The organism is Herbaspirillum sp. SJZ106, assembly GCF_006715495.1.
Lineage (GTDB): Bacteria > Pseudomonadota > Gammaproteobacteria > Burkholderiales > Burkholderiaceae_D > Herbaspirillum.
Genome location: NZ_VFNI01000005.1, coordinates 192,217 through 216,063, shown reverse-complemented (window position 1 = coordinate 216,063; position 23,847 = coordinate 192,217). Strand labels below are relative to the sequence as shown.

18 protein-coding genes are annotated in these 23,847 nt (G+C 65.3%); 9 read left to right on the top strand and 9 right to left on the bottom strand.

From position 1 onward, the window contains the following. Nucleotides 1-42: 42 nt before the first annotated feature. The 6 genes from FB598_RS16370 to FB598_RS16345 all read right to left on the bottom strand — a co-directional run bounded on the left by FB598_RS16370 (nt 43) and on the right by FB598_RS16345 (nt 7,831). A complete protein-coding gene (locus tag FB598_RS16370; RefSeq protein WP_141916453.1) occupies nt 43-858 on the bottom strand; it encodes an alpha/beta fold hydrolase in 816 nt (271 codons plus the stop codon). 87 nt (nt 859-945) lie between these two features. After that, nucleotides 946-3,444: a DNA internalization-related competence protein ComEC/Rec2 gene (locus FB598_RS16365; protein ID WP_141916451.1), complete on the bottom strand. Its 2,499-nt coding sequence runs from the start codon at nt 3,442-3,444 to the stop codon at nt 946-948. Beyond that, on the bottom strand, nt 3,444-4,250 hold the full coding sequence (locus FB598_RS16360) for a TatD family hydrolase (protein ID WP_141916449.1): 807 nt from the start codon (nt 4,248-4,250) through the stop codon (nt 3,444-3,446). The genes FB598_RS16365 and FB598_RS16360 overlap by 1 nt, the downstream gene beginning before the upstream one ends. 355 nt (nt 4,251-4,605) lie before the next feature. Next, nucleotides 4,606-5,778: an acetylornithine deacetylase gene (argE, locus tag FB598_RS16355; RefSeq protein ID WP_141916446.1), complete on the bottom strand. Its 1,173-nt coding sequence runs from the start codon at nt 5,776-5,778 to the stop codon at nt 4,606-4,608. Nucleotides 5,779-5,859: 81 nt separating this feature from the next. Continuing rightward, the gene (lolD, locus tag FB598_RS16350; RefSeq protein WP_141916443.1) at nt 5,860-6,573 is read right to left on the bottom strand and encodes a lipoprotein-releasing ABC transporter ATP-binding protein LolD; all 714 of its coding nucleotides are present in this window, start codon (nt 6,571-6,573) and stop codon (nt 5,860-5,862) included. Further along, nucleotides 6,566-7,831, bottom strand: a complete 1,266-nt coding sequence (locus FB598_RS16345; protein WP_141916439.1) for a lipoprotein-releasing ABC transporter permease subunit — start codon at nt 7,829-7,831, stop codon at nt 6,566-6,568. The genes lolD and FB598_RS16345 overlap by 8 nt, the downstream gene beginning before the upstream one ends. A 348-nt stretch (nt 7,832-8,179) precedes the next feature. On the opposite strand from FB598_RS16345, the gene FB598_RS16340 reads away from it, so the two are divergent. From FB598_RS16340 to recJ, 3 genes are all read left to right on the top strand, one after another. Continuing rightward, the gene (locus FB598_RS16340) at nt 8,180-10,303 is read left to right on the top strand and encodes an ATP-dependent helicase (RefSeq protein WP_141916437.1); all 2,124 of its coding nucleotides are present in this window, start codon (nt 8,180-8,182) and stop codon (nt 10,301-10,303) included. A gap of 114 nt (nt 10,304-10,417) precedes the next feature. Then, complete coding sequence (locus tag FB598_RS16335; protein ID WP_141916434.1) at nt 10,418-11,455, top strand: hypothetical protein; 1,038 nt, start codon at nt 10,418-10,420, stop codon at nt 11,453-11,455. Continuing rightward, a complete protein-coding gene (gene recJ, locus FB598_RS16330) occupies nt 11,452-13,146 on the top strand; it encodes a single-stranded-DNA-specific exonuclease RecJ (RefSeq protein ID WP_141916432.1) in 1,695 nt (564 codons plus the stop codon). The genes FB598_RS16335 and recJ overlap by 4 nt, the downstream gene beginning before the upstream one ends. A 53-nt stretch (nt 13,147-13,199) precedes the next feature. Here the strand turns inward: recJ and FB598_RS16325 are convergent, their stop codons facing one another. Both FB598_RS16325 and FB598_RS16320 read right to left on the bottom strand, forming a co-directional pair. Beyond that, nucleotides 13,200-13,931 (bottom strand): hypothetical protein, encoded by a 732-nt coding sequence (locus FB598_RS16325; RefSeq protein WP_141916429.1) that lies wholly within the window; start codon nt 13,929-13,931, stop codon nt 13,200-13,202. Between the two features lie 108 nt (nt 13,932-14,039). Beyond that, entirely contained in the window at nt 14,040-15,986 is a 1,947-nt protein-coding gene (locus tag FB598_RS16320; RefSeq protein WP_255464065.1) for a PhoX family phosphatase, read from the bottom strand. A gap of 193 nt (nt 15,987-16,179) precedes the next feature. On the opposite strand from FB598_RS16320, the gene prfB reads away from it, so the two are divergent. From prfB to FB598_RS16295, 5 genes are all read left to right on the top strand, one after another. After that, a protein-coding gene (gene prfB, locus FB598_RS16315; RefSeq protein ID WP_141916427.1) for a peptide chain release factor 2 occupies nt 16,180-17,284 on the top strand; the annotation gives its coding sequence in 2 pieces (ribosomal slippage) (nt 16,180-16,260 and nt 16,262-17,284; 1,104 coding nt in all). A gap of 76 nt (nt 17,285-17,360) precedes the next feature. Further along, nucleotides 17,361-18,908 carry a lysine--tRNA ligase gene (gene lysS, locus FB598_RS16310; RefSeq protein WP_141916425.1) on the top strand — a complete coding sequence of 516 codons (1,548 nt, stop codon included), beginning with the start codon at nt 17,361-17,363 and terminating at the stop codon, nt 18,906-18,908. Between the two features lie 268 nt (nt 18,909-19,176). Continuing rightward, entirely contained in the window at nt 19,177-19,791 is a 615-nt protein-coding gene (locus FB598_RS16305; RefSeq protein ID WP_141916422.1) for a glycine zipper 2TM domain-containing protein, read from the top strand. 409 nt (nt 19,792-20,200) lie between these two features. Further along, nucleotides 20,201-21,115 carry a carboxylesterase gene (locus FB598_RS16300; RefSeq protein WP_141916420.1) on the top strand — a complete coding sequence of 305 codons (915 nt, stop codon included), beginning with the start codon at nt 20,201-20,203 and terminating at the stop codon, nt 21,113-21,115. A 144-nt stretch (nt 21,116-21,259) separates the two neighbouring features. Beyond that, entirely contained in the window at nt 21,260-21,736 is a 477-nt protein-coding gene (locus FB598_RS16295) for a DUF4118 domain-containing protein (protein ID WP_183405881.1), read from the top strand. Between the two features lie 40 nt (nt 21,737-21,776). Here FB598_RS16295 and FB598_RS16290 read toward each other — a convergent pair whose 3' ends face one another. Continuing rightward, on the bottom strand, nt 21,777-22,685 hold the full coding sequence (locus FB598_RS16290; RefSeq protein WP_141917049.1) for a LysR family transcriptional regulator: 909 nt from the start codon (nt 22,683-22,685) through the stop codon (nt 21,777-21,779). Nucleotides 22,686-22,852: 167 nt separating this feature from the next. Here FB598_RS16290 and argC point away from each other — a divergent pair, with 167 nt between their 5' ends. Continuing rightward, entirely contained in the window at nt 22,853-23,785 is a 933-nt protein-coding gene (gene argC, locus FB598_RS16285) for an N-acetyl-gamma-glutamyl-phosphate reductase (protein ID WP_141916415.1), read from the top strand. Nucleotides 23,786-23,847: the final 62 nt, after the last annotated feature.

The window sequence follows — 23,847 nt, the reverse complement described above, 5'->3', positions numbered from 1 at the left end:
CACGGCCCGCGAGGCCTCCCGTCTTGACAACCTCCGCCCCGCTTAGTTCTTCGCCCTTTCCGCTTGCAACAAGGCCTGGATCATCTCGTGCGTGGCCTGGGCCGCCAGCAGCGGCGACTCCATGGGAAACAGGTGGCCGCCGGGGATCTGCCGGAAGTGATTGCCCACCAGGCGCCGGGTGGCGTCCAGCCCGGCCAGCCGGCACTCGACCGAATCGGCGCCGCCGACAAACCCGACCGGCACCGGATAAGGCCGGCGCGTCAGGCCGCCAAGATGATGGGGAATGGTGCGATAGACCGCGGTTTCCGCCTCGCGCGTGAAACGCAGGCGCACGCTGCCGTCCGCTTGCGGCGCCAGGCCATGTTCCACGTAATCGCGCAGCACGCGCTGCGGCCAGGCGGCGAACATGGCCTTGGCGGCGTAATGCCGGTAGGCGCTCTCCATGTCCGGCCAGACATTGCGGCGCTTGACCGACGCCACCGCCGGCGAACGCTTGCCCTCCAGCTTGAGCAATTTGGCCACGCGCAAGGCCTGCGCGCGCCAGCCCGCCACGATGGGCGAATCCAGCAGCACCACGCAGCGCGCCAGGTCGGGACGCTTGCGCGCGGCCATCAGCGACAGGATGCCGCCCATCGAGTGCCCCACCAGGATCGCCGGTTCGCGGTAATTGCGCTCCAGCTCCTCGACCAGCTCGCGCCCCAGCTTGCGCCAGCCGTCATCGACCGGATAACGCGGGTTGTGCGCATGCATGGCCAGCGCGCGCACGTCGTAGTGCTGGCGCAGTTGTTCGAAGAACATGCCATAGGTACCGGCCGGGTAACTGTTGGCATGCGCGAAATGCAAGATCGGCAAGCTCATAGAATGCGATGGAAGAAAGTAATGGCAGCATAGCAAAACCGCAATCACCCTGAGCGTGCTATTTTCCTGGATCGCGAAATATTGCGACTAGCGTCCGTACCAATAGCGCGCATGCGTCTTGCGGTACTCCTCCACATTCAACTGGTCGCCGAAGGTGAGCGTCACCGCCCCCGATTCATCGGTACGCAAACGGCGGATGCCCAGGCGCTGGTAGCGCTCGAAGACTTCCGGATTGGGATGGTTGAAGCGGTTGCGGTAGCCGACCTGGAAGATCGCCACCTCCGGCCGCACGGCGCGCAGGAACGGCTCGGTCGAGGAAGTCTTGCTGCCGTGATGCGGCGCCAGCAGCACGGTTGACGGCAACTGCTCGGCCATGGCGCCATTGAGCATCTGATCTTCCTGTATCGCCTCGACATCGCCGGCCAGCAGAATCGATTGGCGCCCGATCTGCACCTTCAGCACGCAGCTGAGCGCATTGGGTTTCCACTTGGTGCTCTCATAGATGGCCGGCACCGGATGCAGCATGGTGAAGCCGATGCCGTCCCAATTCCACGATTGCCCCGCCACGCAGCGCTGGTGCGACGGCGCAGCCTTGACGATGGGGCTGCCCTCGGCCAGCGACGAATAGACGCTGTCGATACGCACACCCTTGAGCAGGGACAAGGCGCCGCCGGAATGGTCGATATCGCTATGCGAAATGACCAGGCGGTCGATCCGGTCGATGCCACGCGCGCGCAGGTAAGGCAGGAGCACCCGGGTGGCGCCGTCGGATTGCGGCGTGTAGTACGGGCCAGTGTCATACAGCAGGCGATGGCCCGGGGTTTCCACCAGCAGCCCCATGCCCTGGCCGATATCGAAGGCGGTGACGCGCATGGTGCCCTCCGCCGGCGTGCCGGGCGCATTCAGGATCAGCGGCAGCCAGCCGAATACCCCCAGCCAGCGGGCCGGCCAGCCGCGCGGCGCCAGCACCAGCAGCGTGCCGCCCAGCGCCAGCAGGAACATCCACCAGCTCGGCAACGGCGTTTCCCATACCGCGAACGGCAGCGCCTCGAGCCAGCCCAGGAATCCGGCCAGCCACACCAGCAACTGGTGCGGCACCTGCAGCACCCATTCCGCGGCAAATGCCGGCAAGATGCTGCCCAGCAGCGACAAGGGCGTGACCACCAGCCCTACCAGCGGGATGGCGACGGCATTGGCGATCGGGCTGACCAGCGAATATTGGCCAAACAGCAATACCGTCAGCGGCACCAGGCCGAGCGTGATGATGTACTGGGCCTGGGCGCCGGACTTGACTGCCAGCCACAGCTTCTGCCACCAGCGGGTACGCGCCGCCGCCGCCATCGCATGGCGCGGCTGCATGCGTCCGACCGTGCCGTACAGCAGCAAGCCCACGGCGCCGAAGGACAACCAGAAGCCCGGCCACAGCAGGGACCAGGGATCGAGCAGCAGCACCAGCCCCAAGGCCAGGCACAGCACCACCGACACGCGCACGATGCGCCCGCTCCAGAAAGCGACGCCGACCACGATCAGCATGTAAAGCGTGCGTTGCGCCGGCACGCCGAAGCCGGCCAGCAAGACATACACCAGCGCCATCAGCATGCCGGCGATGACCGCTACCTTCTGCGCCGGCAGCAACAACGGCAATTGCGCGCCGGTAAAAAAAGAGCGCCGCCACAGCCAGCTCGCAAGACCGCCGCACATGGCCGCCAGCATGGTGATGTGCAAGCCTGAAATCGCCATCAGGTGGCCGATACCGGTGCGGTTGAAGATGCTCCAGTCGGATTGGCTGATGCCGCGCTGGTCGCCCATGACCAGCGCCGCAACCACCGGCGCGTAGGGTTCGCCCGGCAATGCCGCCAGGATGCGGTCGCGCAGCCAGCCGCGCGCGTATTCGATGGCATTCGACGGCGTCCAGACAAAGGCGTCGAGGCGCCGGTTGGCCGCGCCCGCGGCCGCGCCAGGCGCAGCCGGCGTCCCCACGACGTAGCCGGTGGCGCGCACGTCGTCCTGCAACAGCCACACCTCGTAATCGAAACCGCCCGGATTGGCGTTGCCGTGCGGACGCTTCAGGCGCACCGTCAGCCGCCAGCGCTCGCCGGGCCGGATATCGGCCACCGGCTGGCGTCCCGGCGCCGCCGCTTCGCCATCCTCCACCGGCGCCTGATAACGGCGGTTGCCGTACCACGCCAGGGCCAGCCTGGGCGGCACCGGCGGCGTCACCGCCTCCTGCTGCGTCACCTGCTGCACCACCTGCTCGACATCGAAACGAAAGCGCACGCCCTGTTCATTGCGGTCCGGCAGGTTGGCCACGGTGCCGATCACGGTCACGTCCCTGCCCTCCCACGCCGATGGGAGTTCCTGCTCCAGGTAATAGTGCGCAAAGGCCGCGGCCCACAAGAACCCCACCCAGGCGCCGCAGGTCAGCAGCAACGGGATGCGCAGGAAGGGTTGCCAGAATTTCCATGCGGTGAGCGCCAGCAGCACGGCCAGCACCAGGCCGGCCGCATACCACTCCACGCCAGGCAGCCGCGCCTGCATCTGCAGTAATCCAATACCGAAGGCAAAGCCGATGATCACACTGCGCATCAGAGGCCCAATCCGGAACAGGCAAGCCTCGGCAAGGCGGCCAGGGCATTGGCGCAAGTGGCGGCGGCGATCTCTGACGGCGGCATGCCGCGCAACTCGGCCAGCACCTCGCCGATGCGCGGAATCTGGTCGGGCGTGTTGACGCCGGGATGGCGCCAGGCGGGGGCGATGTCAGGGGCGTCGGTCTCCAGCACGATGGCCGGCAACGGCAGCTCGGCGGCCAGCCGGCGGATCTGCAGCGAACGCGGGAAGGTCATGGCGCCGCCGAAGCCCAGGTGCAGCCCCAGGCCGATAAACGCCTGCGCCTGCTGGAAACTGCCATTGAAGGCATGGGCGATGCCGCCCGGCACGCGGATGCGGCGCAGATGCTTCAAGATGATGTCCTGCGAACGGCGCACATGCAGCAGCACCGGCAGCCCGAAATCCCGGGCCAGCTTCAGTTGTTCGGAAAAGAAGAACTCCTGCTTCTCGCGCAGCGGCGCCTCCTTCAGTTCCGGCACGAAGAAATCCAGGCCGATCTCGCCCACGCCGATGAACAGCGGGTCGGCCAGGGCGCTTTCGATGGCGGCGCGCAAGGCTTGCAGGTCGGCTTCCTGGGCGGTCGGCACGTAAAGAGGGTGGATCCCCAGCGCATAGACGCCATTGCCTACCTCACGCGCCAACTGCGCCACGACGCCGAAATTGGCGCGCGCGATGGCCGGAATCACGATCGCCCGCACACCGGCCAGCGCCGCATCGTCAGCGACGGAGGCGTTATGGCCGCCGAATTCCCCGGCGTCGAGATGGCAATGCGTGTCGACCCACATGTGCGTACTGGTATGGCGTGAAGACTCAATGAAAACACATTAAGAGCCGCCGGCCTGCGCCGGCGCGCACGCAAGGAGGACTGGACTGCCATGATCGTCCTGGCATGCTTCCCCCGAAGCGTATTTTTTTAATGCAGCATACCCGGATTCGTTCCAGGTCCAGGAGAGGGAGTTTACCGTTTAACCGCCGCTTGCAACTCTTAACATGAGTAAAGAAACGGACAAACAGAATTTAACCCGGATAAACCGCAATCCATCCCATCTCCGACAGGACAAACAAAAAAAAGGACGCAATCTCTTGCGTCCTTTTTCCTGAGCCTGGCACGACAAGCCCGGTGCTATCCCTGCAATCTCGTCAGACCGCTTCCAGCGACTTGCCCAGCTTGCGCAGGAACTGCTCGCAATGATCCAGCTGCGCCAGCGTCACGAACTCGTTGGGCTTGTGCGCATTGTCGATGCTGCCGGGGCCGCACACGATGGTGGGAATGCCGATCTGCTGGAACAGGCCGGCTTCGGTGCCGTAGGCCACCTTGCGCGTCTGGCGGTCGCCGGTCAGCGTGCGCACCAGCTCGGTGATCGCCGCCTGCTCGGCCGCCTCCAGCGCCGGGCTGCCGGCGAAATTGTCGATCTCGATGCGGGCGTCGGCGAACTCCGCCTTCATCTTCGGCAACAACACGTCGCGCACGTAGACATCGATCTGCGCCTGGATATCGGCCACCGTCATGCCCGGCAGGTTGCGGAACTCGTAGGTGAACTCGCACAGCTCGGGAATGGTGTTGACCGCGATGCCGCCGCGGATCTGGTTGGTGGTCATGGTGGTAAACGGCACGTCGAAGAACTGGTCGTACGGGCCGTTGGCCTTGTAGGCGTCGGCGAAGTCGCGGATGGCGCAGATCATGCGCGCGGCGTATTCGATGGCGTTGCAGCCCTGCGGCGTGAGCGACGAGTGGGCCGACTTGCCGTGCACCTTGCAGGCGAACACGTTGATGCCCTTGTGCGCCACCACCACGTTCATGCTGGTCGGCTCGCCCACCACGCAGCCGTCGACCTTGATGCCGCGCTTGACGATTTCTTCCAGCATCGCCGGCGCGCCGATGCAGCCGATTTCTTCATCATATGAGAACGCCAGGTGCAGCGGCCTGGTGCGCGGCATGGCCAGGAACTCCGGCGTGAGCGCCATGGCCGTGGCGATGAAGCCCTTCATGTCGCAACTGCCGCGCGCGTACAGGGCGCCGTCCTTCTCGACCAGCTTGAACGGGTCGGTGTCCCATTTCTGTCCGTCCACCGGCACCACGTCGGTATGCCCGGACAGGACGATGCCGCCCTGGGTCGCGCCCGCATTGGCGCCGGCCGTGGCCGGCAGCGTGGCGAACAGGTTGGCCTTGGTCTTTTCCTTGTTGTGGGCGAACCAGGGCTTGATGCCCTGCTGCTCCAGGTTGTCGCGCAAGGCGGCGATCAGTTCAAGATTGGAATTGCGGCTGGTAGTGTCGAAACCGACCAGTGTTTCCAGCCATTGTCGCTTATTCATTTGGTATTACTCCCTTTCAAAACAGGTACGCGGCAGGCGCCCGCTGGGCCCCGCCGCCACCGATGCAGCTATGCAGCAAGCTTACTCCGTAATCGGCCCGGCCTGCTGCAGGCCGTTTTCCGACAATCTCAAGACCCGCCCGCAACGCGCGGCCAGGTCGCTGTCATGGGTCACGATCACGAAGGCCGTGCCCAGCGTCTGCGACAGTTCGAGCATCAGCTCAAAGGTCTTGTCGGCGGTGGCGCGGTCGAGGTTGCCGGTGGGCTCATCGGCCAGCACGCAGGCCGGATGCGTGACCAGGGCGCGCGCCAGCGCCACGCGCTGGCGTTCGCCGCCGGAGAGCTCGCCCGGCACGTGCGACACGCGCTGTTCCAGGCCGACCCGGGCCAGGATCTCGCGCGCCTGCTGCTGCGCCTGGTCGCGCTTGACGCGGCGGATCATCAGCGGCATGGCGACGTTATCCAGCGCCGAGAATTCCGGCAGCAGGTGGTGGAACTGGTAGACGAAACCCAGCGACTTGTTGCGCAGCTCGCCGCGCGCCGACTCGCCCAGGCTGGCGAAATCCCGGCCCTGCAGCACGACCGAGCCGGTGGATGGCGTATCCAGCCCGCCCAGCAGATGCAGCAAGGTCGACTTGCCGGAACCCGAGGCGCCGACGATGGCCACCTGCTCGCCATGACGCACATCGATGTCGATGCCGGCCAGCACCTTCACCGAATATTTTCCTTGGGTGAAGGTCTTGCCCAGGCCGCGCGCGGCCAGTACCACTTGGTTGTTGTCCATTGCCTTATTCATAACGCAGGGCCTCCGCCGGTTTGACGCGGGACGCGGCCCAGCTCGGATACAACGTCGCCAGGAAGGCCAATACCACCGCCACGCCGCCGATGGTGTAGACATCGGACCAGATCAGGTCGGAAGGCAACTCGGAGATCACGTAAATGCTCTTGGGCAGGAACTGCACGTGGAGCGCGCGTTCGATGGCCGGCACCACGACGTCGATGTTGAGCGCCACCGCCACGCCCAGGCCGACGCCGATGGCCGTGCCGATCAGCCCCACCAGCGCCCCCTGGATGACGAAGATCTTCATGATGGAACCGGGCGAAGCGCCCAGCGTGCGCAGGATGGCGATGTCGGCCTGCTTGTCGGTCACCGTCATCACCAGCGTGGACACCAGGTTGAAGGCGGCCACCGCAATGATCAACGTCAGGATGATGAACATCATGCGTTTCTCGGTCTTGACCGCCGCGAACCAGTTGCTGTTCTGCTGCGACCAGTCGCGCAGGTAGAGGTCGCCGGTCAGCGTCGAGGCCAGTTGCTGGGTCACCTGCGGCGCCTGCAGCATGTCGCGGATGCGCAGCCGCACGCCGGTCGGGGCATCGAGACGGAACAGGGTTTCCGCGTCCTGGATATGAATGAAGGCCAGCGAAGAGTCGAACTCATAGTGTCCGGCCTCGAAGATGCCGCCCACCGTGAATTGCTTCAGGCGCGGCAACACCCCGGCCGGCGTCACCTGCCCTTGCGGCGCGATCAGCGTCACCTTGTCGCCGATGCCCACGCGCAAGCCGCGCGCCAGCTCGCCGCCCAGGACAATATTGAATTCACCGGGCTTGAGCGAGGCGAAACTGCCCTGCTTGATCTGCTTGGCGACATCGGAAACCTTGGGCTCCTCTTCCGGCAGCACGCCGCGCACCAGGACGCCGCGCACATTGTCATCGCGCGTCATCATCGCCTGCGCCGCCACGTAGGGCGCGGCGCCCTGCACTTCCTTGTTCTGGAAGGTCTGCTTGGCCACCGCTTGCCAGTCGCGCATGGCGCCGGAAGCGTCGAATACCTCGATGTGCGCCAGCACCGACAGCATGCGATCGCGCACTTCCTTCTGGAAACCGTTCATGACCGACAGCACCACGATCAGCGCGGCCACGCCCAGCGCGATGCCGGCCATGGAAATCAGGGAAATGAAGGAAATGAAACTGTTGCGGCCGCTGCGCTTGCCAGCGCGCGTATAGCGGATGCCGACCAACCATTCGAACGGCAGGTTTTTTATTAGACTCAAAATTGCTCCGAGAGAAGGCTGAATCAAAAGCGCGGCCAATCATGTCCCCATCACGACAGATAGCGGCGCATTTCGACAGGCGAAGCGCGAAGTTTGCCACAGAATGGGCCAGGCGGCCCACCCCGGTCACACGTTCGCTGCCGTGCCGGGATAGAGCCCGGCTTTGCCCATAGGTTCTCGGCGACATGAAGTCTTACATTTGCGGCAAGCGCCGCGGCCATCCCAAAACACGTTCCATCCCGGCAACTTCTGCCGCGCATTTTGCCACGGCGCCGCATCCGATATTGCGCACGGAACTGGTTATATATACAGTACAAAGCTTTAAGCAACACCAACCCCGCCACCCCGATGCTGCCAGATCCAGCCGCCGCCCTTGATACCGCCGCGCCCGCCGCCGATGCCCGCCACGCCCTCTTTGCCAAGCTCAACGAGCAACAGCGCGCCGCGGTAGAACATGGCGGCACGCTGCCGCCCGCCCGGCATGATCCGTTGCTGATCGTGGCCGGCGCCGGCTCCGGCAAGACCAGCACGCTGGCGCACCGGGTCGCCAGACTGGTGCTGGATGGCGCCGATCCGCAACGCATCCTGCTGCTGACCTTTTCGCGCCGCGCCGCCGCCGACATGGGCCGGCGCGTCGGCCAGGTGATCGGGCAGGCGCTGCAACTGCCGCCGTCGGCGCAGCCGCCGCAGTTGCCGTGGTCGGGCACCTTCCATGCGATCGGCGCGCGCCTGCTGCGCGACTATGCGGCGCAAATTGGCCTGGAAAAAAATTTCACCATCCAGGACCGCGGCGACTCGGAAGACCTGATGGGCCTGCTGCGCCATGAGATGGGGCTGACGGCCACCGACAAGCGCTTCCCGCTGAAGGCCACCTGCCTGGCCATCTATTCGCGCGCGGTCAACACCCGCGAAAATCTCGGCACGGTGCTGCACACGCAATTCCCTTGGTGCCGCGAATGGGAGGCCCAACTGGCCGAACTGTTCTCTGCCTACGTCGACGCCAAGGAACGGCAGCACGTGCTGGACTATGACGACCTGCTGCTGTTCTGGGCCGACATGCTGTCCGACGCCGAGCTGGCGCGTCATGCGGGTGAACGCTTCGACCATGTGCTGGTGGACGAATACCAGGATACCAACCGCCTGCAGGCCGAGATCCTGAAGCGCATGAAGCCCGACGGCGCCGGCGTCACGGCCGTGGGCGACGACGCCCAATCGATCTACTCCTTCCGCGGCGCCACGGTGCGCAACATCCTCGACTTCCCCGCGCTGTTCTCGCGCCCGGCGCGCATCGTCACGCTGGAGCGCAATTACCGCTCGACCCAGCCGATACTGGCGGCTTCCAACGCCGTCATCGCCGAGGCTCCCGAACGCCACCACAAGAACCTGTGGAGCGACCGGGCCTCCTCGCAAAAGCCGCAACTGGTGCTGATCCCGGACGAAGTGGAACAGGCGCGCTGGATTGCCAACCGGGTGCTGGCGCACCGCGAACAGGGCCTGACGCTGAAGTCGCAGGCGGTGCTGTTTCGCACCGCCACGCACAGCGCGGCGCTGGAGCTGGAACTGGCCCGCCGCAACATCCCTTTCCTGAAATTCGGCGGCTTGAAGTTCCTCGAAAGCACCCACATCAAGGACCTGCTTTCGCTGCTGCGCCTGGCCCACAATCCCAACGGCCGCATGGCGGGCTTTCGTGCGCTGCAGTTGATCGCCGGCATCGGCCCTACCACCGCCAGGAAGGCGCTGGACCTGATGGCCGCCGCCGACAACCCGGCCGCCGCCCTGCTCAACTTCGCCCCGCCGGCCAATGCGGCGCTGGAGTGGCAGGCCTTCGCCGACACCTATGCGCTGATGCGCCATGCATCCACGCCATGGCCGGACGACCTCCATGCCGCGCGCGACTGGTACCTGCCGCAACTGGAACGCAAGTACGATGACGCCGGCGCCCGCAGCGCCGATATCGAACAGCTGGCCGCACTGGCCGGCGGCTATGCCTCGCGCGAGAAGTTCCTGACCGAACTGACGCTGGATCCGCCCGAAGCCAGCAGCGACTATGCGGAACCGCCCTACCGCGACGAGGACTACCTGACGCTGTCCACCATCCACTCCGCCAAGGGCCAGGAATGGCGCTCGGTGCATGTGCTCAACGTGGTGGACGGCTGCATCCCGTCGGATCTGGCCACCGGCAACGAAGCCGAGATCGCCGAGGAGCGCCGCCTGCTGTACGTAGCCATGACGCGCGCCAAGGAATACCTGCACCTGGTGGTGCCGCAGCGCTTCTACGTCACCCAGCAGACGCCGCAAGGCGACCGCCACGTCAACGCCATCCGCAGCCGTTTCATCACGCCGCGCATGCTGCCGCACTTCGAGGACAGCCTGTGGCTCTCGGCCGAAACCAACGGCGCGCGCACGCCCATGCCCGACAGCGTCAGGATGCTGGTGCGGCAGCGGGCCAGGAATGCCTGGAAGCAAGACTAGGCCCGCCTTCCAGGCGCAAGCCGGTCCCGACTGCGCCAGAACGACGGGTGCAATGCGGGATGCCCGCAGCAACGCCCGCATCGCTTGGGCTGCCAACCGCTAAAATAGCGTCCCATGAATCAACTCGACATCCTGATCCCCTTCGCCCTGCCCCCGGCTGCAATGGCGCGCGACTTGCTGCGCCAATGCCAGGCGCCGGCGCTGGCGATGCTGCTGGCGCGCGGCAAGCACGCCGCGCCGCCCCAATCCCACGATCCTTTTTCGCGCGCCTTGCCGCATGAGCACTGGCTGGCGCAACGCTTCGGCCTGCCGCAGCCGGCCCAGGACAGCAGCCCGGCCGCCGCCGCGGCGCTGATGCGCGGCTTCGGCCACACGCCGACCGCCGGCCAATGGTTCGTGCTGCATCCGGCCCACATCCACGTCGCGCGCGACCATCTGGTGCTGACCGATGTGGCGCAGTTGCAGCTGGATGAGGCGCAATCGCAAAAACTGTTTGCCTCGGCCGCGCCGCTGTTGACCGACATCGGCCATGAAGTGGTGTATGGCGACGCCCGCACCTGGTTCATCCGCGCCGACGCCTGGGCCGGCCTGCGCACCTCGACCCCGTCCGCTGCCAGCGGCCGCAATATCGATATCTGGATGCCGGAAGGCCCGGGCGAACTGGCCTGGCGCAAGCTGCAAAACGAAGTGCAGATGCAATGGTTCTCGGAAAGCCTGAATGAAGAGCGCGAAATGCGCGGGCTGAAGGCGGTCAACTCGATGTGGATCTGGGGCGGCGCCGATGCCGCGGTTGGCGCCACGCCGGCCTATGCCGCCAGCTATGGCCTGAACGGCTGGATGCAAGCGTTCGGCGCCGCGACGGCTACTCCACCCACCGCCGCCGAGGTCGCCGCCGGCAGCGGCCACCGCTTGCTGCTGCTGGACCAGTTGCTGGAAGTCGCCCTGGCCGAGGAATGGGGGCTGTGGCTGCAGCGCATGGAAACCCTGGATCGGGAATGGCTGGCGCCGCTCTTGGCATCGCTGCGCGGCGGCGCCTTCGACGTCATCAATTTGATCCTGACCGGCGCCGACCAGCTGGCGCAGATCTCCACCACGCGCAGCGCGCTGCGCAAGTTCTGGCGCAAACCCTCGTTACAAAGACTCGCCGCATGATCCGCATCGCCACCCGCCCCTATTCCATCCAGCAGTCCGAACAACTGATCGCCGAAGGCGTGCATCCGGTGCTGGCGCGCGTGTACGCGGCGCGCGGCCTGGCCAGCGCGCGCGAACTGGCCAGCGAGCTCAATGCCCTGATCGCGCCGTCCGGCCTGCTGCATATCGACGCCGCCGCCAGTTACCTGGCCGACGCCATCGCCGCGCGCAAGAAGCTGGTGATCGTGGCCGACTACGATTGCGACGGCGCCACCGCCTGCGCCGTCGGCCTGCGCGGCTTGCGCCTGCTGGGGGCGCAGGTCGACTACATCGTGCCCAACCGCTTCGAGTACGGCTATGGCCTTACGCCCGAGATCGTCGCGCTGACCGTGCGCGAAAAGGCGCCGGACGTGATCATCACGGTCGATAACGGCATCGCCAGCATCGACGGCGTGGCCGAGGCCAAGCGGCGCGGCATCGACGTGGTCGTGACCGACCACCACCTGCCGGGCGACGCACTGCCCGACGCGCGCGTGATCGTCAATCCGAACCAGCCCGAATGCGGCTTCCCCAGCAAGAACCTGGCCGGCGTGGGCGTGATGTTCTACGTGCTGCTGGCGCTGCGCGCCGAGATGCGCAAACGCGGCATCTTCGATGCGCAAACCCAGCCAAGGCTGGATACGCTGCTGGACCTGGTGGCATTGGGCACGGTGGCCGACGTGGTCAAGCTGGACGCCAACAACCGCATCCTGGTGGCGCAGGGTTTAAAGCGCATGCGCAGCGGCAAGATGCATGCCGGCATCGCCGCGCTGTTTCGCGCGGCCGGGCGCGAAGCGCGCCGCGCCACGCCGTTCGACCTGGGTTTCGCGGTCGGCCCGCGCCTGAACGCGGCCGGACGCCTGGCCGACATGGCGCTGGGCATCGAATGCCTGACTACCGACGATGAAGGCAGGGCCTGGGCCATCGCCCAGGAGCTCGACGCCATCAACCGCGAACGGCGCGACATCGAAGCCGGCATGCAGGACACCGCGCTGAACCTGCTGGACGACTTCAACCCGGCCGACCGCCGCACCATCGCTGTTTTCGACGCCTCCTGGCACCAGGGCGTGATCGGCATCGTGGCTTCGCGCCTGAAGGACAAGTTCTACCGCCCGACGATCACCTTCGCGCCCGGCGACGAAGGCTTCATCAAGGGCTCGGGCCGCTCGATCGCCGGCTTCCACCTGCGCGACGCGCTCGACCTGGTTTCCAAGCACGCGCCGTCGGTGATCACTAAGTTCGGCGGCCATGCGATGGCGGCCGGGCTGACCATCCATGCCGAGGCGTTCGACGCCTTCGCCCAGGCGTTCGAAGCGGTCGGCCAGGACTGGCTGACGCAAAACCAGCTGGAGCGGGTGATCGAAACCGACGGCGCGCTGGAGGACGCCTATTATTCGGTGCAGTTCATCGGCGTGATGGATGAGCAGGTCTGGGGCCAGGGCTTCGCGCCGCCGGTGTTTTGCGACACCTTCCGCGTGCTCAACCAGCGCATCCTGAAAGAAAAACACCTGAAGCTGCTGCTGGAAAAGAATGGCCAGAAATACGACGCCATCTGGTTCGGCCACGCCGATGCCCTGCCCGACTACGCCACCGTCGCCTTCCGCCTGGACGCCAACGAATACAACGGCAAGACCACCGTGCAATTGATGGTGGAGCACGCCGAACCGGCCTGACAGTTTCCCGCCTCCATCCCGCGACACGATGCGCAAACAGCATGCCCGCCGGATCAGCGTACTGGCAGGAACTGCAGGAACGAACCGCCCAGCAGGTTCTGCACATAGCTGATCCCGGCGCGGCGATATTTCTCGGTGATGAAGGTGGCGAGCAGGTCGAGGCGTCCGACGATCTTGCCGAACTCCCGTTCGAAACTGAGGTTGCGCATGTCGGCGCTGATCTCGTCGGACAGCAGCAGCGGGCCGCCTGCCGCATTGCGGCGGCTGGCCAGGATCCAGGCGCCAATTTCGACATTGCGCGCGGCGTTGTACAGGTGCTGGGCGTCCAGCCCGTCGATGAGGAAAAATTCGATCTTGTTGCCGTGCGCGACAATGAGCATGTCGGCGGTGGCGTAAATGAAGGCGGCCACGCGGTCGCCCTTGAAGTCCGTGCTCAGCGCCAGCGCCATGGCAGCGATATCGCGCTTGCCCTGCAACTCGGGCCAGGGCTGGCGCTTCTCCACCGCCTCTCTTACCTTGGCGAGCGCCTCTTCGCGGCTGGCGGCGGTCTTTTTCCATTCCCCCGGGTTGCGCCGATAGAGCTTGTCCATCAGCAGGTAGAGCCCGTCGAGGTTGGCGCGCATGGCCAGCGTAGACATCCGGTTGGTGTCGGACTGCCCCATCTCGCGCGAACTGGCGTCCGCGCCCTTGACCTGCCCGTGCGGCGCCGGGGAACTGGCGCAGCCGGCCAGCAAGGCGGTGCACAGCAGCGTGATCGGCAGGAGACGCGTTCCGGTTATTGTCATCGGCAGGCAAGTGAAAGCAAGCTGATAGGACTGATCCTAGCAGATTGCGTTCACTGCCCGAATGACGATTTCAGGTTGCGCCCTGCCAGGGCGCCGCCGGATGGGATATCACCCCAGCGGCACGCCGGTCAGGTAACCGACGGTGGCGCCGAAACGGTCCTTGTAGTTGGCGCGCACCAGCGGATCGAGCGTAGCCTTGACCTTGTCGTGCAAGCCTTTCTCCCAGTCGCCGGCGTGCTGGAAATTGCTCATCACATAGGTCCAGCCATTGATCTCGTCGACCGCGTGCAAGCCGGTCGACTCGGCCCCCGCCGGGCAGGACAGCACGCGCGTCAATGCCTTGGTATCGACGTTGTAGGCCCACAGGAAGTTGTTGACGTGCATGCCGCTGTCTTCGCCGATGAACAGCGTGCGCAGCTTTTCCGAGAACTTGATGTTGTCCGGGTTGGCGATGCTGTCTTGCGCTGCCAGGTTGCCCAGCGCGTCCGGCGTCTTCAGGTCCACGCCCACCAGTTCGGCCGGAGGCGCCATGTCGACCGGCACCCATTCGCTGGCGATAGCATGGCCCGCCGCGTCGCGCTGGCCGCCGCGCAGGTTCAAGGCATACACGGCGCCGGCCTTGGGGCCTTGCACCTTGATATGGCCGGAGCCGTCCAGCATCGAGGTCTGCACATAGGACATGGCCGAATAGGCGATCTTGTCGCGCGCGTTGACGGTGGTGCCTTCCATCTTGGTGAAACCCAGGCTGCCGCCGGCCAGCGCGGCGTAGCGGTGGGTTTCGAGGAAGGCCGCGGCCTTTTCCATGCCCGGCTTGAGGCGTACCCAGTTGGTCTTGCCGCCGAACGGAATCTTCGTGAACGAGGCATCCGAGGGATCGCTGGTGCGGATATCCATGATGTCGGCGGCCTTGTAGCGCTCGGCCATGGCCTTGATTTCATCGCTGGTGGCGCTGCCCAGCTTGACCCACGACAGCTTGCCGGCCCCCGGGCCGACGCCCGAGACCTGATCCCAGCGCGCCACATACAGGGTACCCGCCGACAGGTCGGCCGCGCGCTCGGCGATGAACATGAACAGGCCGCCATTGGTGGCGTCGTCGCCCATCAGCACGGTGCGCCGGTCGGGCATGACCTGCACCAGTTCGTGCGAGATGCGGCCCAGGCAATAATGCTTTTTGATCGAACCGGTACCGTCGGCATGTACCGTGACTTCGGGCAAGTGGCCGTAGTGGTAGGGATTGGCGCGGGTTTCGTCGCCGTACAGGTTCTTGCTGAAGGCCTTGAATTGCGGGTTGGAAGCGATGGCCGCGGCGTCCGGCTCGTACTCTTCGCTGGAGAGGTGGGTGTTCCACGGCGACAGGCTGGCGCCGCAGGTGATCCACAGGCCGTTGACCTGCGAAGTGTCGACATTGTGGTACCTGACCAGCGACAGCTTGCCCGAGGACGGGTCCTGGTCCAGCGTCAGCACCGCGATCGGCGATGGCAACTGGCCGTACATCGCGGCCTGCTTCTGGTCGCGCGTGGTGTATTCGAACTGCACCACGGCGAACACCGTATTGCCCTTCACGCCGGGCACGCTGGCGCCCTTGACGGTCAGCAGCGACGAGCCGTCCGGGCAGTCCGAGAAGAACTGGCGCTCCTTGCCCGGCACCGAGCGGTCGATGATCGGATTGTTGTTGATATCGACATAACCGCCGGCCAGGATGGCGCCACCACGGCCGTCCGGCACCATGTCGCCGGTCATAAAGAAAGGCTGGTAGGCCAGTTGGTAGGTCTGCTTGCTGCCGTCGGCGAACGCCACTTCCAGCGCCGAGCCCACGGTGGTGCTGGCCATCGCCGCCGGATCGGCCAGGGTCGGCGCCGGCATGCCGGTGAAACGGGCCGACACGAAAGGCTTGCCCGCGCCCGGCGTGGCGCAGGCCGATAACATGGCGGCGGCGCCGCCGGCCAGCGGCAGCAGCGGCGCGGCGGCCAGCGCCTTGAGCAGGCCGCGGCGGCCGGCCTGCGGGATGCCGTCTGGGGCGTCGGATTGGATGGCGTGTTGCTCAGGCTGTCTCATTGATGTTTCTCCGTATCAACGTATCAACTTAAAGGACCCGCGGCGCATTGCGCCCGAGGCGGCGTCAGTGTTTTGTCAGTCATGCAAGCGCTGCGATGGTAGCGGCCGAAAATGACAGGCTTGTGACGGGGCGGCAGCCGAATTGGCGCGCTCCTCTTGTATAATGTGCGGTTTGATCGCAAAAGAAACCATCATGGAAGCAGAACGCCTCAATTCCCTCCAATCCCTGCTCGACGACCTGGCCACCCGCGCCACCGAGCTACGGAGGTATCTTTGACTTCGATGTGAAGTCGGAGAAACTCGAACAAGTCAACGCCGAACTGGAAGACCCGAACGTCTGGAACGACCAGAAGCGGGCGCAGGACCTCGGCAAGGAAAAGAAATCGCTGGAAGCGATTGTCCACACCCTCATCAAGATCGACGCCGACCTCGGCGACGCCAAGGATCTCTTCGAGATGGCGCGCGAGGAAAAGGATGAAGACACCATCGCCTCCATCGAAAGCGATGCCGAAGGCCTGAAGAAGCTGGTGGAAGAAATGGAATTCCGCCGCATGTTCAGCGGCCAGATGGACGCCAACAACTGCTTCATCGACATCCAGGCCGGCGCCGGCGGCACCGAGGCGCAGGACTGGGCGTCGATGCTGCTGCGCCAGTACCTGCGCTATTGCGAGCGCAAGGGCTTCAAGGCCGAGATCCTGGAACAGTCCGACGGCGAAGTGGCCGGCATCAAGACCGCCACCATCAAGGTCGAAGGCGACTACGCCTACGGCTTCCTGCGCACCGAGACCGGCGTGCACCGCCTGGTGCGCAAGTCGCCGTTCGACTCGAGCAACGGCCGCCATACCTCGTTTTCGAGCCTGTTCGTCTACCCGGAAGTGGACGAATCCTTCGACATCGAGATCAACCCGGCCGACGTGCGCGTGGATACCTACCGCGCCTCCGGCGCCGGCGGCCAGCACATCAACAAGACCGACTCCGCGGTGCGCCTGACGCACGCGCCGTCCGGCATCGTCGTGCAATGCCAGAACGACCGCAGCCAGCACCGCAACCGCGCCGAAGCGTGGGAAATGCTCAAGTCCAAGCTGTTCGAGCTGGAACTGCGCAAGCGCATGAGCGAGCAGCAGAAGCTGGAAGACTCCAAAACCGACGTCGGCTGGGGCCACCAGATCCGCTCCTACGTGCTGGACCAGTCCCGCATCAAGGACCTGCGCACCAACCATGAAACCGGCAACACCAAGGCGGTGCTCGACGGCGACCTCGACGACTTCATCGCCGCTTCGCTGAAACAGGGCGTCTGACGGCGCGCGCCGCGGAGCCCCCGCTCCACGGCGCCGCCTCCTCCGACCGACCGTTCAACATTCAAGAATTCCAACCATGACCACGCAAAACAACAACGCCGCCCAGCCGGCACCTGCCGCCGACGAGAACAGCATCATCGCCGAGCGCCGCGCCAAGCTGGCCGCCATCCGCGAACAGGGCATCGCCTTCCCCAACGACTTCCGCCCGGCCGACAAGGCTTCCGAGCTGCACGCCAAATACGACGGGCTTGAGAACGAAGCGCTGGAAGCCAACCCGGTGAACGTCTCAGTGGCCGGGCGCATGATGTTGAAGCGGGTCATGGGCAAGGCCGCCTTCGCCACACTGCAGGACGCCTCGGGCGAGCGCGCCGACGGCCGCATCCAGCTCTACGTGACCAAGGACGTGACCGGCGACGAAGCCATGGCCGCCTTCAAGCATTACGACCTGGGCGACATCCTTGGCGCCGAAGGCACGCTGTTCAAGACCAAGACCGGCGAGCTGTCGGTCAAGGTGACCCGCCTCAAGCTGATCACCAAGTCGCTGCGCCCGCTGCCGGACAAGTTCCACGGCCTGGCCGACCAGGAAATGAAGTACCGCCAGCGCTACGTCGACCTGATCATGAGCGAGGAAACCCGCCGCACCTTCAAGGCGCGTACCGCGGCCATGTCGTCGATCCGCCGCTTCATGGAGACCAACGGCTTCATGGAAGTGGAAACCCCGATGCTGCACCCGATCCCGGGCGGCGCCGCGGCCAAGCCCTTCATCACCCACCACAACGCGCTGGACATGCAGATGTTCATGCGCATCGCTCCCGAGCTGTACCTCAAGCGCCTGGTGGTGGGCGGTTTCGAGCGCGTGTTCGAAATCAACCGCAACTTCCGCAATGAAGGCGTCTCGCCGCGCCACAATCCGGAATTCACGATGATGGAGTTCTATGCCGCCTACGTGGATTACCAGTGGCTGATGGGCTTCACCGAACAGGTGATCCGCCAGGCCGCGATCGATGCCCACGGCACCGCCACCCTGACCTACCAGGGCCGCGAGCTGGACCTGTCCAAGCCGTTCGACCGCCTGACCATCACCGGCGCCATCGTCAAGTACGCGCCGCAATACACCGAGGCGCAACTGGCCGACATCGCGTTCCTGCGCACCGAACTGAAGAAGTTCGGCGTCAAGGCCGACCAGGCGCCGCTGGCCGGCGCCGGCATCGGCGCGCTGCAGCTGGCGCTGTTCGAAGAGACCGCCGAATCGCAGTTGTGGAACCCGACCTACATCATCGACTACCCGGTTGAAGTCTCGCCGCTGGCGCGCGCCTCCGACACCGTGCCGGGCATTACCGAGCGCTTCGAGCTGTTCATCACCGGCCGCGAGATCGCCAACGGCTTCTCCGAGCTCAACGACGCCGAAGACCAGGCCGCGCGCTTCCAGGCGCAAGTGGCCGCCAAGGACGCCGGCGACGAAGAAGCGATGTACTACGACGCCGACTACATCCGCGCGCTGGAATACGGCATGCCGCCGGCCGGCGGCTGCGGCATCGGCATCGACCGCCTGATGATGCTGATCACCGATTCGCCCAACATCCGCGACGTGATCCTGTTCCCGCACCTGCGCCGCGAAGACTGAATCCCGCTCTCCCGCGCGCTTTCCCGCACCCCGGCTCCGGGGTGCGGGCGCCTTCCCTGTCCCGCCGACGCAACATTGCCGCGGCGACAACATCCATCCCCCTCCAACCGCGCCCTGCGCGCCTTCTCTGCTGCCCAGCCGGCAAGCTGCCGGTTTCACCCTCCCTGCCATTACAAGTTTTTACAACTGACACACTATCCCGATTTTTTTCGACGACATACCTCGCCATAATCACCATCACATCAACACAATAAATGGAGAGGCCATCATGGACACTACCGTAGCCAAGCAATCGTCTTCGAACCGTCTGCACCCGCTGGTCGCCGGCGCGGCCGTTGCCGTCATCCTGGCCAGCCTGGTCGGCGTCGCCGCCATCACCGGCTTGCTGCCGAGCTCGAACAGCGCCAACTCGCCGCAACAAGCGGCGGCCATGGAACAGCAGGCCAACCAGCCGCAGTCCAATGTCCAGCAACCCGTGCCGGCCCAACGGGCTCCGGCCAGACAAGCCGCAATGGCCGGCGCGCCCAGCCAGGCAGCCCCGGCTGCCATCTGCAATAGCTGCGGTGAAGTAGTCGCCGTGCGCGCGATACAGCACACCCCCAGCACCAGCGGCGTAGGCATTGCCGGCGGCGCCATCGTCGGCGGCCTGCTGGGCAACCAGATCGGCGGCGGCACCGGCCGTACGCTGGCCACGGTGGCTGGCGCGGTAGGCGGCGGCTATGCCGGCAACGAAGTGGAAAAACATGCGCGCACCACCACCAGCTATGTGGTCGACGTGCGGATGGAAAATGGCAAGACCCGCAGCTTCCCGCAAACCGCCGACAACTGGCGCCCCGGCGACCAGGTGCGCGTCGTCAACGGCCATCTGGAAGGCCGCGGCTAACCGACCAGCAAAAAACGACAGGCAAGCCCCCTGCCCGGCCCTTCGATGCAAATCGAAGGGCTTTTTTCATTGGGCGGGATTTCCCCTTGCCGGCGGTCGATTTCATGGCGGCAAGGCGGCGCATGTAAACCAAGGAGGGGGGTGTTGCGTTAGAAGCGGATGGCATCGCCCGACTCCCGTCCATTGAAACTCCCCCGCCCGCATGGACGCATCGGAACGATTAACGCTGGCAACATTCAGCCCGGACGGTTAGACTTTTGCAAAAAAGCCCGCCCGCGCCACGGGCGACCATCGGAAATGCATCCGGGAAACACAGAGCGCGCGCCAGGCAGCCGCGCCATCCTGCATGCTCGGGGGCGAATGGTTCGCCAGAAAGATTGCCGGCTTGAATGCGGGCGAATAATGATTTATGGACTCACCGTCATCCACTGACATCACGGCAGCCCTCGCCGGCTCGCCGCAGGCTGAAGAACGCCACGGCGGTCCGCACAAGGAACATGCCGTCATCCTGCTGCACGGCTTGTGCGGCTCCCTGCTCGAGCTGGGCTCGATCCCCAAGCAATTGAAGAAGGCCGGTTGCGCCGTCATCCCGATGGCGATCGACAACTATTCCGCCTCGCTCACCGATCCGCGCGTCTCGCCCAATTGGGAAGACTGGTGCGCCGCCGTCGAAAGCAAGGTGGCGCGCCTGCGGGAAGAGTTCAAGACGGTTTCCGTCTGCGGCCTCAGCATGGGCGCGACGCTGGCGCTGGCGGTCGCCTCCCGCAGCAACGAGCTGCTGAGCGTGGTGCTCCTGTCGCCGGTGCTGCAATACGACGGCTGGTCGGTGCCCTGGTACCAGAAGCTGCTGAGGCTGGTCTACGACGCCGGCATCCGCAACTGGTCGTACAAGGAAAGCGAACCCTACGGCATCAAGAATTTCGACATGCGCCGGCGCGTGGCCAACGCCCTCGAAAAGGACGGCGTGGCGGCGGTCGGCGCGGCGTCGATACCGGCGCGCCACCTGCGCGCGGCGCAGCGGATGATGGCGTATGTGCGCGCGTCGCTGCCGCTGGTGCGCGCCAACACGCTCATCATCCACTCGATCGACGACGAAACCGCCTCCCCGAAGAATGCGGAAATCATCCTGCAAGCCATTTCCTCGGAAGTACGCAAGGTGATCTGGCTGGGCGACTGCTACCACATCATCACCGTCGACAACGAGCGCGAGATCGTCACCAACGAAACGGTGATGTTCATCAAGCGCGGCATCGACCTGCACGGCAACGAACTGTCGCGCAAGTACCTGGCGCACTCCTCGCCGCTGAAAGACCGCCGCCAGTAGGCCGGCGCCCCTGAATACGACATCGGCCGCATGAAAAAGGCTGCCGTAAGTTCTTAGACAGACAAGTTTCTTAACATGAGGCCATTGCACCGTGCTGCAATGCAAGAGAAGATGGATCCGACCCGCACCCACTCCAGAGCCGTCATGAGCCTGATCAAACTCAAAAATGCAAAAAGCTGGCGCCCGCAGGGGTTGCGGCCGCTCTACATGAGCGTGGTCGGTTTCATCGTGGCCTTCGGCCTACGTTACGCGCTGGCCCCGTTCGTCGACGAGGCGCTGTCGATGTTGTTTTTCGCGGTCAATTGCATCGTCATCAGCTACCTGGCCGGTTACCTCTATGCATTGGGGCTGCTGGCGGTCAGCATCCCCACCGCGATGTTCTTCTTCCGCAAGCCGTTCTACATGATCGACGGCATCAACGACAAGGACATCTTCATGATCATCGTCTACACCGTGATCGTCATGACCGCCTCCATCATCATCGAATGGCTGCAGCGCGAGCGCTATGCCGCCGTACTGCAGCAGCGCGTCTCCGAAACCCGCTACCAGTTGCTGATCGAATCGGACCAGGCGCGCCGCGCCGAATATGGAAAACAGTTCGAAGGCGGCGCCGAAAGCTAAGAAACCGCCCTTCCGCCCCCTCCCTGCGTCGCCCCTTCGCTCAAGCCTGTCTGAGCGCCCATAAGGCATCCAGCATGTACTGCGTGGCCGGCTCCGGTTGACCGGTCCGGTGCGCAATCCCCAGCGGCCGCCACAGTTTCGGCTTGAGCGGCCGCATGGCAATACGCGGGTCGGCCGGCGGCACGTCCGTTTGCGGCTGGCCCCGCTGTCCTACCTCATGCGGCAGCAAGGTAGCGCCATAACCTGCCGCCACCAGGCTTTTCACCGCATCGTTGAAATTGAGCTGGATGCGCGCCGCCGGATGTTCGCCCGCGGCCGCGAACCACTCCGCCGTCAGGCGCGACAGCCGCGTATTGGGCGCATTGAGGATCAGCGGCTGCGCCGCCAGCCATTGCGGCGTGACCGTGCGCGGCGCATTCCAGCCGGCCGGCACAAACGCCATCACCGGATCGCGCCGCCACGGCTTGACCGACAAGCCGTCCACCGCCGCCTGCGGCAGCGCCACCAGGCCGATATCGAGAGTGCCGCCGGACAAGCGCGCCAGGGTCTCTTCCGATGTCAGCACCATGACCTGCACATCGATGCCGGGATGACTTTGCCCCACCATTTCCAGCGCCTGCGGCAACAGGTAGGCAATGGCGCCGGTCGACGCCCCCAGCCGCACCCGCCCCTCCAGCCCCTGCACCTGGCGCTTGACCTCCTCCAAGGCCTGCTCGGCATCGGCCAGCAATTGCCGCGCCCGGGCCACCAGCGTCTCGCCCACGCCCGAGGGCCGGACCCGGCCGCGCTGGCGCAGCAGCAAGGTCGCGCCGATGCGGCTTTCCAGCTCGCTGATGTGCAGGCTCACCGTCGGCGGCGCCAGATGCAAAGCCCGCGCGGCAGCGGCAAAAGAGCCCAGGTCGACAATGGCGACCAGGGTACGCAGGCGGTCGAGATTGAGTTCGCGCATGGTGGCTGGTGGAAACAGGTTGGATTGGCTCGGATTCCGGTAGTCATTCATAAAACCTGAATCATCCCTTTTAAATATTCAACTTTTCCAATTATAGGGTTTATCGCAAGATAGCTGCCTGACCCCATTTCAACGCGCCGTACCGGCGCACCGACAGGAGAACCACCGTGAGCAAGCTTCCGCTGATTTTCATCGACGGCGACCAGGGCACCACCGGCCTGCAAATCAATGAACGCCTGCGCGGCCGCACCGACCTGCGCCTGCTGAGCTTGCCGTCGGCCGAGCGCAAGGACCCGCGGCGCCGCGCCGACGCCATCAATTCGGCCGACATCGCCCTGCTGTGCCTGCCGGACGCCGCCGCGCGCGAAGCCGTGTCGCTGATCGACAACCCCAAGGTACGCGTCATCGACGCCAGCTCGGCGCACCGCACCGATCCCCAATGGACCTATGGGTTTCCGGAAATGGCCTCCGGCCAGTCCGAACGCATCGCCGCCGCGCTGCGCGTGACCAACCCCGGCTGCTACCCGACCGGCACCATCGCCCTGCTGCGCCCGCTGGTGCAGGCGGGCTTGGTGCCGGCCGACTATCCGCTGGCGATCCACGCGGTATCGGGCTATTCCGGCGGCGGCCGGGCCCAGGTCGAACAATACGAAGGCGCAGACGCCGCCAACGCGGCGCCCTTCGTCACGTACGGCCTGGCCTTGCAACACAAGCACCCGCCGGAAATGCAGTTGCACACAGGCCTGTCGCAGCGCCCGATCTTCGTGCCGTCCTACGGCGCTTTCCGCCAGGGCATCGTGCTGACCATCGCCCTGCATGCGCGCCTGCTGCCCGCGCATGCAGGCCAGGAACAACTGCGTACGGCACTGCAGCGCCACTATGCAGGCGCACGCCACATCAAGGTGCTGGCGGCCGGGCAAGGCGCCGCCGCTGAACGCCTCGACCCCACCATGCACAACAACAGCAACGACATGACGCTGGGCGTATTCGGCAACGATGGGGAAGGCCACATCCTGCTGTGCGCGGTGTTCGACAACCTGGGCAAGGGCGCCTCGGGCGCGGCGGTGCAGAACCTGGATCTGATGCTGCGCGCCCTGTGAGCCGGCACAGGCGGAAAAACCCAAAGCCGGCAGCCTCCGGGCCGCCGGCTTTTTACGTCATC